Consider the following 13,095-nt stretch of genomic DNA (forward strand, 5'->3'; position numbering starts at 1 on the left):
CGATGCCCACGACGTTCACCGCCCTCGCCGTACTCCTGGCGGCGGCGGCTCCCGGATACGCGTTCGTCCGTATCGTCGAAGTCAAAGTCCCCCGGAGGCGCCGGAGTTCCGTGATGGAACTCGTGGACCTGATCTGTGTCGGAGCCGCCGGCAGTGTCGTCGCCGTCTTGGCGGTCCTCGTCCTGGCCCGTCGGTGGACGGCTCTGCTCCCCCTGGAGGGGCTGCTCCTCGGGACCTCCTACGTACGCCCGCACATCTGGCAGGCCATCTGGTCCGTCGTGCTCGCGTTCACCGTGAGCGTCGGCCTGTCCGTCGCGGCCGGCCTCGGGGAGGTCCGGCGCCGGCGGTCGGCCACCCGCAGCACCTCCGCCTCCGCCCTCCACCGGGTCGCCGAGACGACGCCTGCGGGACTCCACCCCTTCCTCGCGGTGCACCTGGCCGACGGCCGGGTGTGGGAGGGCTTCCTGAAAGGCATGGACGACGAGCGTGGCCCTCTCGGTGAGGGCGATCTCGTTCTGCAGGGGCCCCTCTCGGTCACCGTCCCCACCCGGGGCCGGGTCCGACACCCCGCTCAGTTCGCCGTACTGCCCGGATCGCAGATCGTCCTCGTGTACGGGTCCTACCTCCGCCCCGAGGCACGGGTGCCGTCACCGGCCGAGCCACCGACCGAGGCACCGCCCGACCCACCGGACACCCCGCACCCACCCCGTACCGTCGTCCCACCCGAGGCCATGCCATGAACACACAGGACAGCGCCCGACCGGACGACACCCTCGCGGCGGCGACGGAGCGGGCGCTCGCCGCTCTCGGCGTCACGGAAACACCCGATGAGGCCGGCCTGCACCGCCTGCGCACCCCGGTACTGCTCGACCGGTCGCCGGACGCCGTGGAAGAGGTACGCCGGACAGCCGCCCGGGCACGTGCGGACGGGGACGACCACCTGCTCGGTCGCGCGCTCTTCATGCTCGCCCAATACGCCTGGCAGCGGGACGACTATCCGTCGACGGTCGAGAACGCCGACCTCGCCCGCGCCGCCTACGAACGGGCCGGCGACCGGGTGGGTGTCGCCCGAGCCGCCCAGTCGAGGGCCAACGTCCTGCGCATCACCTCCCACCGGGACGCGGAGGCCGCGCTGACCGAGGCCCTGCTGCTCGCGCGGCGCGCCCAGGACGGTGTCACCGAGGCCACGCTCTGGCTGGACCTCGCCCTGGTGGCCCAGAAGTCGGGCGACACGGCCACCTACGCGGCGAGGATCGAGGAGGCCGAGCGGTGCCTGCGGCCCTCGCTCCTCGCCGCGGGGCACGCCGCGCGCAATCTGGGGGAGGTCAAGGAACAACGGCGCGACGTACAGGCGGCTCGGGAGAGTTACGGCCGGGCGGTGCGGCTCTACGAGGACGCCGGTGCCCCGGCGCCCGCGACCGCCACCGTGTTGTTGTGGTGGGGGCGTACCGAACGCGTCCAGGGCGACGCCGAAAGGAGCCGAGAACTCCTGGAGGCCGCCGTTCGGAAGGCGACCTCGGGCGGCGGCGACCTGGTGGCCGAGGCCGAGAGCCGGCGGGAGTTGGCCATGGCCGACAAGCTCGCGGGGAATCTGCGCGAAGCCATGTACGGCTATCGGCGCGCTCGTTCGGCACTGCGTCGCATCGATGGCGTGAATCCGTTGACGCTCGCCAACATCGAGTTCGAACTGGGCGAACTCCTCGGCCTGCTGTCCGGCCCCGAGCACTCCCGCCGCCACTTCGAGGAGGCCTACCGGTGGTACCGGGAGGCCGACGAACCCCGAGGACTCCACAACAGCGCGCGTGAGCTCGCGGAGCTGGCCATGGACGAAGGCGATCCGAGCACCGCCCGCGATCTGCTGACGCGAGCGGTCGCACCGCTGGGCCGGCAGACGGCGGATCCGATGAACCGGCTGCGCATGCTCACCTCTCTCGGCCGGCTGCTGTCCCTGGAAGCCTCGGCCGGCGCGGAACCCCGTCGTCACCACCGTCGCGCCGAGCGGATACTGACCGCCGCGCTCAGCGGGTTCGAGCAACTGGGTCAGTTACGCAACGAGGCCTTGGTACTCCTCGTCGCGGTACGCGGCGGCATCCGTGTGGGCGGGTACTCCCCCGTGGAGGCCGGGGAGGAGGCGATCCGGCGCTATGCCGGAGCCAACGACCGGCTGGGGGAGATCGAAGGGCAATGGGCCCTGTCGCAAGCCTGGTTGCGGGCGGGGGACGAGCGGCGAGCCCTGGCCCACGGGCGAAGCGCGCTGCTCGCGATCGAGGAGGTCCGGGCCACATCACCGGACGCCGTCACCCGGGCGGGCTTCCTGCACGGCACCCGGTCCGCGGCGCTCCCGCTGCTCATGCCGGCCGTGTCCGGGGACCCGGCCTTCGCCGAGCAGTGGCTGGAGTCCGCACGCGACTGGGCCATCACCGGGGCTCTGCGTACCGGCGTGGCCGACCTCTCCCCCGCCTTCCGTCGGCTGCACGCCGACCTGAAGCGCCACGAGGACGAACGACCTCCCGAGGGGGCCCCGGCCGCGCAGCGCACAGCGTGGCAATCCGCCCACCGGGCCTTGCACGAACAGCTGTTCTTCGCCTTCACCCAGTCCTTGCCCACGACCGAACAGCGCGCGGGATCCGCCACGGGCGAGACCGAGCCGGAGCACGGGCCTGACGAGATCGACCACCATCGACTCGGCGCCCGCGAATACGCCCTGTACGTGGAGCTGTTCACCGGAGCGGACCGGACGGTGGAGGTCGTCTCGGTGTGCCGGCATCCGAACGGATCGCTGGAGGCCGGCCACGGCCCGCTGTCGCCCGAGGCCGTAGCGCTGCTCACCCGGTTCCGGGACGGGGAGGACATCGGCCAGGACGGCGAGCCGTCCTTGCGCGCGGACCCTGCTTGGTCCCAGTTGGCCGACCGGCTGCTGCCGTCCGGACTGGCCTCCGTACTGGCTGCGTGCGCCGAGACGGACCCGATTCGGCTGTTCGTCCTTCCGGCGAACGAGCTGTGGAACGTCCCCTACGCGGCCCTGCCGCTGAGCGGGAGCACGGGGCAGCTCGTCGACAAGGCCGTGATCACCCTGACGCCGTCGATGCGTATCCTCTCGGGCCGGCCCGAACAGCAGGGCCGGCCGCGTGGACCCGGGCGTGAGCACCGGGTCGTCGGGCTCTTCCCGACGGATGCCCCCATGGGCGAGCTCGAACTGGAGCGGCTCGAGAAGCGCACGCCGGTGCGACGGGCCTCCTCCTACGACCAGTTGGCGGCCGCATTGGCGGAGGGAGCCGCGGACCTCCTCTACTGCGCCGCGCACGGTGAGGCGGGGCATCGTCCCGGGCAGGACATCCTCACCGAGGCCGGGGCGCTCAACGACTGGTCCGTACTCGAACTGGCGGTGCCCGCCACGGTCGTCCTCGGCTGCTGCGGCAGTGGCCGGATCTGGCACCAGCCGGGCAGCGAGCCGTCCGGTCTGGCGCTCAGCTTCATGCTCGCCGGCGCCCGCCAGGTGGTCGCCCCGATCAAGAAGGTGCACGGCAGTACGTGCGCGGCCCTCCTGCCGGAGCTGGCGGAGCGCGTTCTGGACGGCCGGAGCCCCGCTGCCGCGCTGCGTGATCTGCAGCGCCGGGCCCGCGACGACCCCAAGGCTCCCCGCCTGCGGGAGGAATGGCACCTATTCCACTGCGTCGGCACCGTCAGGTGACGTGTGGAGCAAACAACCAGGAGGCATCACGATGGACGAATACGAGGAATTCAGGACCCTGGCCCGCACCTTGGTCGGACACCTGCAGGCGAAGGGGAACGCGAGGACGACCGTCTCCCACCAAGGAGTCACCGTCGAGGGCTGGGTCGTGGATCACGGGAACTCCTACAGTTCGGAGACCCTGTACTCGAACGCCCCTGGGGACTGGAAGGAGGTCTGGGGCAACAACGACCAGATCATCCTCGGTACGGATGCGGAGCTCTACTCGTACTCCTGGGGGTCCAAGGAGGGCGGACATCCTGTGGTGACCGAGAGGCACAGCTCACTGACAAGGCTGCAGGCCAAAGATCTGGTCGGCCGCGAGGGGGCGCCGTTCAGTACCTACACGCAGAAGCTGAAGCGCCTGCGCTGGTCCTGAAGCGGGGTCAGCGGGCGATCGAGATCGCGAAGGGCGCGAATCCGTCGGCGCGGATGACGTGCGGTACGAACAGGATCGCGGCCTCCGTGGCGCGGGCGGTCCGGATTCCGCCGAGGTCGGTGATCCACTCCTTGTGCCAGCCGAGGTCGGTGAGCAGTTCGCGGACGGTCTGCTTGGCCTGCGGGTCCTCGCCGGAGAGGAACGCGGTCGGCGGCCGGGACAGCATGGTGGGCGCGGTCATCACCGGGTAGAGCATGGTGTTGAGTGTCTTGACGACACTGGTTTCGGGGAGCGCCTCCTGGAGCTGTTCGGCGAGGCTGGAGCCGGGGTGGAGCAGGTCGGCGGGCAGTCCGTCCGGGCCGTCGGTGGTGGCGTTGGAGACGTCGACGAGGATCTTGCCCCGCAGTTCGTCGCGCAGGGCGGCCAGGCGTTCCGGTGCGCCGGCGCCCGGTGTGGCGTTGATGACGATCCGGGCGGTGCGCGCGGCGTCGGCGGCGGCGCCCGGCGTGCTGTCCGCCACGGTGACCTGGTGCCCCGCCCGGGTGAGGGCGGCGGCCAGGTTGCCGCCGACGCGGCCGTTTCCGAGTACTGCGATCGTGGTCATGTTGTTCGGTCCTTCCGTACGTACGGGTTGTGGTGTGTTTCGGGTCAGCGGGAGAGCGTTGCTGCGGCTTCGGCGTGGATGCCGGGTGCGGCGGCCAGGAAGCTGTCGCTCTGCGGGGTCCAGGGGCGGCCTTCGGCGTCGGAGATCTGTCCGCCGGCCTCGCGGACGAGCAGCGCCCCGGGGAGCAGGTCCGCGCGGGCCCCGGCGAACTGCCAGAAGGCGTCGGTCCTGCCGGCGGCCACGTTCACCAGGTGCAGGGTCGCGGGCACGGAGGTGCGGACGACGAGTGCGTCGAAGAGCATCGCGGTGATCGAGCGGCCGACGCGCCGCACGACCTCCTCGTCCTCGTCCGGCCGGGCCTGGCTGGTGGCGACGATGCTCAGGTCGAGGTTCGCGGTGTCGGAGACGTGCAGGGGCCGGCCGTCGAGGTGGGCGCCCGCTCCGGCGAGCGCGGTGTAGGTCTCGCCGGTCAACGGCACGTGGACCACGGTGAGTACCGGCTGGTTGTCGCGCACGAGGGTGGCGGTGACGGCCCACTCCGGCAGGGCGTGCAGGTGGTTGACGTTGCCTTCGGCCGGGTCCACGACCCACCACTCGCCGGCCGGCAGCGCGCCCCCGTCCAGCTCGTCCTCCACCCAGCCGGCGTCCGGCCGCAGCTGGGTGAGGCGGGGGCGCAGGATGGCGAGGGCCGTGTCGTCGTTGGCGGCGAGCGCGTTCATCAGCTCTTCGCGGGTCTCGTGGCGGATCACCTCGCCGAAGCGCTCGCGCAGCGCCGAACCGGCGGTTCGCACGGCGAGCACGGTGTGGTCCAGCAGTTCGGCGTCGGTGGTGGTGATGCCGGTGGGCTGCAGCGTTGCGGACATGGTGATGCTCCTGCCTGGGGAGGGGTGTTGGTGCGTCGGTCGGGCCGACCCGCGCGTTCCGTCGCGCGCTTTCACCTCAACGGTAGAGAGCATCATCATTAACTTCAAATGCATGTCAGGAAGGCTTAGGATTACTCACATGCAATTGGATCTGAACCTGCTCACCGCGCTCGATGCACTCCTGGAGGAGGGCAGCGTGGCCGGGGCGGCCGCGCGCCTGCATGTCACCGCCCCCGCCATGAGCCGAAGCCTGGGCCGCATCCGGCACACGACCGGGGATCAGATCCTGGTGCGCACCGGCCGCACGATGACCCCGACGCCGTATGCGCTCGCCGTCCGGGCGCAGGTGCACGAGCTGCTGCAGCAGGTCCAGGGGGTCCTGGCACCGAGCCGTGCCCTCGATCTGGCGACGTTGGATCGCACTTTCACGCTGCGCTGGCACGACTCCCTGGTCGCCCTGAGCGGACCCGCACTGCTCGCGGCCGTGCGCGCACAGGCGCCGGGCGTGCGGCTGTGCTTCGTCGCGGAATCGAGTGTCGACACACCCGGGTTGCGCCGCGGCGAGGTCGACCTGGAGGCGAACGCCAACCGTCCGAGCGCACCGGACATCCGTGCCGAGCACGTGGGCGAGACCGGCCTCGTCGTCGTCGTGAGACGGGGACATCCCCTCACCCACGACAAGGCCCTGACGGCAGAGCGGTACGCCGCGGCCGACCATGTCACCGTCTCGCGGCGTGGAAACCTCGGCAACGCCCTCGACGACGCCCTCGCGCGGCTCGGCCTCACCCGCCGCGTGGTGGCGACCGCGCCCACGGAGGCGGCCGCGTTCGCGTTCGCGCGCGACTCCGATCTGGTGATCACCGTCCCCGAAGCCATCACGCGCGCCACGATCGCCGATCTCGGCCTGGTCGTACTCCCCCTGCCGCTCGAACTGCCCTCGGCAGCCGTATACCTGTCGTGGCATCAGCGCTACGACAGCGACAACGCCCACGCCTGGCTGCGCGCTCTGGCGCGGGACGCGCTGACCGTGCGCTGAGGATCGTCGGGCGATGCGATTACCTCCGAGGTAATCGCATCGCCCGACCGCCCTCGACTACGTTCGCGGCCATCACCCACCCCGGAACGAAGGAGCCCCGTGGTGCCCGCTTACGGCTTCGCCCATCTCCGCAGCCGCCGGAATCACTCCGACGTCATCGAGTACCTGGAGCGCATCCAGGAAACCCTCGACCCCTTCTCGGGTCGCTTCGTCATCCACGGCCCGCCGGCCGAGGTCGTGGAGGGCACATGGCCCGGCAGCATGGTGCTGATCGAGTTCCCCGGCCTGGCCGAGGCCCGTGCCTGGTACGACTCTCCGGCCTACCGAACGATCCTGCACCTGCGTACCGACCACATCGAAGGCGACCTGCTGCTGATCGAGGGCGTCGGCCCGAACTACCATCCGGCCGAACGAGCTCGCAAGCTGCGAGCAGAAGCGGACCGGGCGAACCGACCGACCACCTAGACCGGCACGCGCGACGCCGCCCGAGGCCCGCGGCCTCGTCGTCGGCACTTCGGTACACGACAGCTCACGAGGTGTTTCGCCGGAGAACAAGGCGCTGTCCGCCCTCCGGGCGGAAGGGCCGCTCGGCCACGATCGACGGACCTCAGATCCCGATGCAGCTTCCCTGTTGGTGATCCGTACGGTGATGCATCCAGAGCACCACATCGCAGACACGCAACGCGCTGACGGTCGCGGGCAGGTCCGCGGACTGCCGTAGGGCCGTCAGGTCGCGGTGCAGCGCACGGTTGTCGGCACGCAGCGCGTCGTGCAGGTCAAGCCAGAACGACTTCGGCCGACCGAGAAGGCAGCGAACGACCTGATCGTAGACGGGGAGCAGCCGTGGCCGCTTTCGAGCGAGCAGCTTGCCTGCCGTCACCCACCCGATACCGGGCCGGTCGCGGAGAACATGCCAGGCAGTGTGGGCCGGTGACCCTTCGGTCAGGTCGGCAGCTTCGGCATCCGCCGGTGTCGAAGCGAACACAGCTCAGCAATTCGGACAACCGAACTCCGAGGTCACCTTCGAGGAGGTCGAGGGCTACCTGCGCGGGAATCCTGACCGACAGGGTTTGCACAGCGATCAGGTCGTCGGCGGTCACCATGTTCGCGACCGCCTCACGGTCCCCTCCCCCGGCCAAGTGCTCGAAACGGCTACCCGTGAACGGGACGGCGTCGTCGAACGGGCCGGTGCCGAAGTAACGTCGGAGGTCGGATACCGCCTGATCAGAGGCGATGAGGCTGCGCAGAAGCCGAGTGAGCGGTGGTTGGCTCAATGCCGCAACCATGAGGCGAAGGCGTTCACCAAGACTGCGTAGAGCCTGTCGTCGGGCACCGATCCAGGGTACTTGCTCGCGGCACGGAAGGCGACGTAGGTGAAGGTGGCGGAGGTGGCCGCGTTGAGGTTCTTGTAGTGCACGAGCTTGCCGGCCGGCTTGCGGCGCCTCGGATTCGACATCGGCGCCGTAGCCGTCGCGGGCAAGCCAGAGCGGAGGCGTAGCCCTGCCCCACGGCACGGACCTGCCGAGTTCGGCCGTGACGACCGGGCCGGCAGTTGACACACCGTCTTGGGTGCGGTGGTTGTAGAAGACCAAGCCTCATCGGCCCGAACCATGGCGTCCGCTCCGAGGAACGACATCGCCTGCATCCTTGCCCCCTTGATCGCCAGGGGAAAACAACAGACCCCTGATGCCCGATCGTCCGGGCTTGCCGATGCGCCTACCCGGCAAGGCGGGCGGTCGGCGCGGCCCTCCGCCCTCCTCGGATGACGAACTCAGGAGAACGGAGCGGCCCAACGGCGACTACCGGGGAGTAGTTGTCCCCAACGCCCACTGGCCCGCGTGTTGTTATGGGATGGTTCTCACGGTCTGCAGGGGAAGCGGGTCGTGGAGAGCGGGGGAAAAGGTGGTCGATCTCAGTCCTACGCAGCTGCTGATCATCGGCGGTGTCGTGCTCGTCCTGGTCGCGCTCGTGGTCTTGGGACTACGGCGGGGTTCGCTCCGGAGCGCCAGCGTCCGGGGAATGGGAATAGGTGCGCGTATTGAAGGCGCCGCAGAGTCCAAGCCGCTGACGAACCAGACGATTCAAACAGATGAAGTCAAGGCCAAGTCGTCATGGTTCAGGATCATGCTCGGGGCGAAGACGTCGTTCAAGAGGTCGCGCTTCAAGAACAGCGTGGTGGAAATCGTGCCCGACGGTACGGGCGCCGCTCAGGAGCCCGGAACCGGACCAACGTTTCCCCCGGGTCCCTCCGGCCCCGGCGGACACGCCGGCTAGCTCACCGGAAGCGCACACGAAGGAACACGGGGCGGGGGAAGCAGGTGCGCGAATCAGCGGACCGGCACAGGCACATCGACCGTGCCGAGCAGTTGGAGGATGCGGCACGCCTCACGGCTCGGGGCACGGAGGGGGACGGCGCAAGGCACAGGGAGCGGCAGGGGCTGTTCTTCGAAGGACCACAGGGCATCGGCAAATCTTCGTTGCTCTGGGAGATCTACGAGCGCCACGCCTCCGACGGCGCGTACTTCCTCGATCTGCCTCGCATACCCGCGGAGCATCACGTACTCGAAAGCCTGGCCATGCAGGCACGTAGGAATCAGGTCGACGTACCGAGCTACGAGAGCACGCGAACGAGGTTCGCCGAACAGTCGGCGCAAACGCACGTGGACTTCAACAACGTCCGGATCAGAAACGGTACGTTCCAGCTCCTTGCCGCGGCCCAGGACCGCACCCTGCAAACCGCCTCACTCAGCGACGCCTTACTGGGGAATCTGGTCGCCGACGCGCGCAGGCCGGTCATCTGCCTCGACGGCTTCGAGGCCTGCGCGCAACCCATGCGGGACTGGCTGGGCCGGAGCCTGTTGCCGAACCTGTTGTCTAGGAGGGAGATCAGCGTATTCGTGGCGGGACGGCAGCTGCCGAGCTTGACGCGTCCGTACGCCGGCTCCGTGCGCACCCTGGCATTACCGCCGTTCGACGTAGCGGCCGTACATGAATGGATCGAATCGCTCGGGATCGTCGGCCTCAAGGACGAGGCCGCGGCGATCCAGCAGGTTCATGGAGGCATCCCGGAGTTGCTCGACGAGTTCTTCAAGCTGCACATCGAGTCGGCCGAGGCCGGAGCGGGATATGCACCGGGTGGCCCGGACGACGGCCGGGAGGGGTGACGGCATGACGCATTCCGTGGCCCAGCAGGCCTTGGCCCGTATCGACAGGCTTCCGACCGACGAGGTGCGGCTGTTCGAAGCCCTGGCCGTGCACCAGTGGTTCACCGCGGACGTCGTGACGTACACCGCTGCGGATCTGGGCGTCGGCGTACAGGCCGAAAGGGTGTACGCGTCGACTTTTGTCGTTGTGGACCGGGCTCTGTTCGGAACCTTCGAGACCCCCAGCCATGACGATCAGCAATACGGAGTCCGGCCCGTCCTGCGAGACGCCCTCTACCAGCGCATGCGCTCGGACCGGCCGGCAGCGTACCGTCAGGCCCACAGAATCGCGGCGACCTACTACCACCAGTCACTGAACCCCCTCCGCACGGATCGTCTCACCTGGTACGTGCACGAGTTACGTCATCTCGCTGCCGTACGGCCGGAGCTCGCGTCGAGGCGCCTCGCGGCATTCGCCCATGGTGCGCTCATCGCCGGGTACGCCGAGGCTGCCGGCCGGGCTGCGGCCGTGGTAGCCGATGCTTCCCCGGTCCTCGACGACCGGCTGCTGGCCGGAATCATCCAGGGGTTGGCCGAGATTCTGAACGCACCGACGCAAGTCGAGCACGGCACTGTCATCCAACTGGACAGTTTGCTCGCTCGCTATGCGGTGCCCCTCGATCCGGCGGCCACCCGTCTCGTGTCGCTCGCACGCGACCTCGTCACGTACTACACGGAGCGACCGGATCCGGTGACCACCTTGACAGCCTTGGCGGCCCCCGGTGTCACCGCCGCGGTTGATCCGCGCGGACTGCCGGTACTCGGGGGCGAGCTGCGGCTGCTGCAGGACATCGCCGCGCCGTCTCGGGCCATTACGGCCCGCACCCAGCGGGTGGAGCTGGATTCCACGACCGTCGCCTTGCACCAGGTCACCACGAAGCTGGCGACGGAGGACCGTGCCGGACGGACCATGGTCCTCGCGGACCTTGTGCCGTGGAGCCGGGAGGACCGCCTGGAAGGCCTGCGCCTGAGCGAACGTGGTTCGCGCCCCGTCACGGTGCTCGGACCGAACGAGATGGTCCGAGCCGTCGCGCGCGGCGTGCACCGGCTTCTGGACGCCGGCGGAGAGCCGACCGAGAACTCCACGCGCGCCGAGCTGGCCCGCCGGCTGGGCACTCTCGGCTGGCGCAGCGGCACCGATGAGCTCACCGCACTCTTGGACCGCACCCGACAGGCACAGGACGTGGACGAGTCCCTGCGCCGGCGCGTCGGAGGCCTGATGCGCCACATGCCGGTGGTGGCCCTGCTCGACGTCCATCCGGGTCTGCCCTCCGAGGTGACGTACGAATTCCAGGAAGACTGCACCACGCGCCGTGTCGGATGGGGCCGAGCCGCCGTGTCGCTCTCACTGACGCTTCCCCGAGAAGTGCGGAACCGCCTCGAGTTCGTCACCCCCGATGGGCTCGCACCAGCCGGTTTCTGGCAGAGGTCGGGCGACCCGCTCGTACCGGTGCACAGCGAGAGGTCCGTCTCCGCCCTGCAGCGGTTCGACGTGGAAGGCGCCGGTGGCACGGAGGACGACGACGGCGAGGGCATGGCGCGCATCGAGGTCGACCTGGGCTTCCGTCCGACCGACCAGGAGTTCGGCGACGTGCAGCGCACCGGAGCGCTGTGCATGTTGATCTCGGTGACCGCCTTCTTTCTGCTGTTCCTCCTTCAGGGCACCGCGATGTGGACCGTGCTTGCCACCGTCGTCGCGTCCGTCGGGCTACTGGTGGACTTCTCCCGCGACAGGGTCCAGCACCACGGCAGCGAGCCGCTGCACGTCTACACCAGCAAGCCACTGCGATTCATTCGCAACAGCAACGCGGTCGTGGCCATTGCTGCCGCCGCCGTACCGAACGCCAACACCGGTACCCTCTTCGCCAGCCTGATCGTCTCAGGCGTGGCGTTCTTCTACTGCCTGGGTACCTGTGTGGTCGTGGCCGGTGTGAGGAGAGCTGCTGCCCGCCCTCTGCAGCAAGGTACGAACGAAGTGGAAGCCTCCTTGCGTGGATGACACCACGAGGGCCCACCGTTCTCGGATGTGACGTGACGGGGCCGGAGATCGGCGATGCTCCGGCTACCCGACCGCATCCGGGTCAGCGGCGTACGCGGGGCATGCCGAGGCCGATCCAGGAGATGATCTCGCGCTGGATCTCGTTGTTGCCCCCGCCGAAGGTGAAGATCACGGCGCTGCGGTAGCCGCGTTCGAGTTCACCGTGCAGGACCGCGCCCGCCGAGCCGTCCTTGAGGGAGCCGGCCGCGCCGACGATCTCCATCAGCCAGGCGTACGCGTCCCGGCGGGCCTCCGAGCCGTAGACCTTGACCGCGGAGGCGTCCTGCGGGGTGAGGGTGCCTGCCTGGACCGCGCCCACCATCTGCCAGTTGAGCAGCTTCATCGCGTCGAGCCGGGCGTGGGTACGGGCGAGGCGGCCACGGACCCAGGAGAGGTCGATGACCCGGCGGCCGTCGGCGAGTTTCGTCGCCGCGGCCCAGCGCTGGACGTCGTGGAGGGCCCGGATGGCCATGGTGCCGTGTGCGGCGAGGGTGACGCGTTCGTGGTTGAGCTGATTGGTGATCAGGCGCCAGCCCTTGTTCTCCTGGCCGACGCGGCGGCTCGCCGGGACGCGGATGTTCTCGTAGTAGCTGGCGGTGGTGTCGTGCGAGGCGAGGGTGTTGATCAGGGTGCAGGAGTAGCCGGGGTCCGATGTCGGGACCAGGAGCATGGTGATGCCCTTGTGGGCCGGGGCGTCCGGGTCGGTGCGTACGGCGAGCCAGACCCAGTCGGCGGTGTCTCCGTTGGTCGTCCAGATCTTCTGTCCGTCGACGACGTAGGTCCCGGTCTCCTCGTCGCCCTCGCGGACGGCCTTGCACTTGAGAGCGGCGAGGTCGGTGCCGGCGTCGGGCTCGCTGTAGCCGATGGCGAAGTCGATCTCCCCGGCGAGGATCTTCGGCAGGAAGTAGGCCTTCTGCTCCTCGGTGCCGAACTGCATGATGGTCGGCCCGACCGTGTTGAGGGCCATCAGCGGCAACGGTACGACGGCCTGCGCGGCCTCGTCGAAGAAGATGAACTGGTCCATCGGGGTCATCCCGCGGCCGCCGTACTCCTTGGGCCAGCCGACGCCGAGCCAGCCGTCGGCGCCGAGCCGTCGGATGGTGTCCCGGTAGAAGCGTTTCTGGGCGGCCGGGTCCTCGTAGCGGGCGTAGACGTCCTGCGGCACGAGCTCGGCGAAGTAGGCGCGCAGTTCGGTGCGCAACTGCTGCTGCTCAGGCGTGTATTCGAGGTGCACGGCCCCTC

13 protein-coding genes and 1 pseudogene are annotated in these 13,095 nt (G+C 69.4%); 8 read left to right on the forward strand and 6 right to left on the reverse strand.

What is annotated here, in order from left to right; all coding sequences use genetic code 11:
* Positions 1 to 2 precede the first annotated feature (2 nt).
* Genes BCL76_RS26875 through BCL76_RS26885 form a run of 3 tightly spaced genes read left to right on the forward strand, consistent with a single transcriptional unit; the run spans position 3 to position 4,109 of the window.
* Complete coding sequence (locus tag BCL76_RS26875) at positions 3 to 740, forward strand: DUF6338 family protein (protein ID WP_109781950.1); 738 nt, start codon at positions 3 to 5, stop codon at positions 738 to 740.
* Positions 737 to 3,691 (forward strand): CHAT domain-containing protein, encoded by a 2,955-nt coding sequence (locus BCL76_RS26880; protein ID WP_109781951.1) that lies wholly within the window; start codon positions 737 to 739, stop codon positions 3,689 to 3,691. Before BCL76_RS26875 ends, BCL76_RS26880 begins: the two co-directional genes overlap by 4 nt.
* A 31-nt stretch (positions 3,692 to 3,722) precedes the next feature.
* Positions 3,723 to 4,109, forward strand: a complete 387-nt coding sequence (locus tag BCL76_RS26885; RefSeq protein WP_109781952.1) for a hypothetical protein — start codon at positions 3,723 to 3,725, stop codon at positions 4,107 to 4,109.
* 7 nt (positions 4,110 to 4,116) lie between these two features.
* On the opposite strand, the gene BCL76_RS26890 is transcribed toward BCL76_RS26885, so the two are convergent.
* Positions 4,117 to 4,713, reverse strand: coding sequence for an NADPH-dependent F420 reductase (locus BCL76_RS26890; RefSeq protein WP_109781953.1), 597 nt, complete (start codon positions 4,711 to 4,713; stop codon positions 4,117 to 4,119).
* A gap of 44 nt (positions 4,714 to 4,757) precedes the next feature.
* On the reverse strand, positions 4,758 to 5,576 hold the full coding sequence (locus BCL76_RS26895) for an inositol monophosphatase family protein (protein ID WP_109781954.1): 819 nt from the start codon (positions 5,574 to 5,576) through the stop codon (positions 4,758 to 4,760).
* 139 nt (positions 5,577 to 5,715) lie between these two features.
* On the opposite strand from BCL76_RS26895, the gene BCL76_RS26900 reads away from it, so the two are divergent.
* Complete coding sequence (locus BCL76_RS26900; protein ID WP_109781955.1) at positions 5,716 to 6,612, forward strand: LysR family transcriptional regulator; 897 nt, start codon at positions 5,716 to 5,718, stop codon at positions 6,610 to 6,612.
* A gap of 102 nt (positions 6,613 to 6,714) precedes the next feature.
* On the forward strand, positions 6,715 to 7,077 hold the full coding sequence (locus BCL76_RS26905) for a DUF1330 domain-containing protein (protein ID WP_109782022.1): 363 nt from the start codon (positions 6,715 to 6,717) through the stop codon (positions 7,075 to 7,077).
* Positions 7,078 to 7,219: 142 nt separating this feature from the next.
* Here BCL76_RS26905 and BCL76_RS39985 read toward each other — a convergent pair whose 3' ends face one another.
* The 3 genes and pseudogenes from BCL76_RS39985 to BCL76_RS26915 all read right to left on the reverse strand — a co-directional run bounded on the left by BCL76_RS39985 (position 7,220) and on the right by BCL76_RS26915 (position 8,068).
* Complete coding sequence (locus BCL76_RS39985) at positions 7,220 to 7,597, reverse strand: DUF6308 family protein (RefSeq protein WP_258309924.1); 378 nt, start codon at positions 7,595 to 7,597, stop codon at positions 7,220 to 7,222.
* A gap of 46 nt (positions 7,598 to 7,643) precedes the next feature.
* Positions 7,644 to 7,898: pseudogene (locus tag BCL76_RS39990) on the reverse strand (DUF6308 family protein); the annotation flags it as partial.
* A complete protein-coding gene (locus BCL76_RS26915) occupies positions 7,883 to 8,068 on the reverse strand; it encodes a hypothetical protein (RefSeq protein ID WP_109781956.1) in 186 nt (61 codons plus the stop codon). The pseudogene BCL76_RS39990 and the gene BCL76_RS26915, both read right to left, overlap by 16 nt.
* A gap of 446 nt (positions 8,069 to 8,514) precedes the next feature.
* On the opposite strand from BCL76_RS26915, the gene BCL76_RS39155 reads away from it, so the two are divergent.
* From BCL76_RS39155 to BCL76_RS26925, 3 genes are read left to right on the forward strand one after another with little or no spacing between them, the layout of a single operon-like run.
* Entirely contained in the window at positions 8,515 to 8,886 is a 372-nt protein-coding gene (locus BCL76_RS39155) for a hypothetical protein (RefSeq protein ID WP_181382740.1), read from the forward strand.
* Between the two features lie 44 nt (positions 8,887 to 8,930).
* The gene (locus BCL76_RS26920) at positions 8,931 to 9,776 is read left to right on the forward strand and encodes an ATP-binding protein (RefSeq protein ID WP_181382741.1); all 846 of its coding nucleotides are present in this window, start codon (positions 8,931 to 8,933) and stop codon (positions 9,774 to 9,776) included.
* 4 nt (positions 9,777 to 9,780) lie between these two features.
* Positions 9,781 to 11,814: a hypothetical protein gene (locus BCL76_RS26925; RefSeq protein ID WP_146228431.1), complete on the forward strand. Its 2,034-nt coding sequence runs from the start codon at positions 9,781 to 9,783 to the stop codon at positions 11,812 to 11,814.
* An 82-nt stretch (positions 11,815 to 11,896) separates the two neighbouring features.
* Here BCL76_RS26925 and BCL76_RS26930 read toward each other — a convergent pair whose 3' ends face one another.
* The gene (locus tag BCL76_RS26930; protein ID WP_109781959.1) at positions 11,897 to 13,087 is read right to left on the reverse strand and encodes an acyl-CoA dehydrogenase family protein; all 1,191 of its coding nucleotides are present in this window, start codon (positions 13,085 to 13,087) and stop codon (positions 11,897 to 11,899) included.
* Positions 13,088 to 13,095: the final 8 nt, after the last annotated feature.

The sequence above is a fragment of the Streptomyces sp. CG 926 genome (assembly GCF_003148825.1).
In the GTDB taxonomy this organism is placed as follows: domain Bacteria; phylum Actinomycetota; class Actinomycetes; order Streptomycetales; family Streptomycetaceae; genus Streptomyces.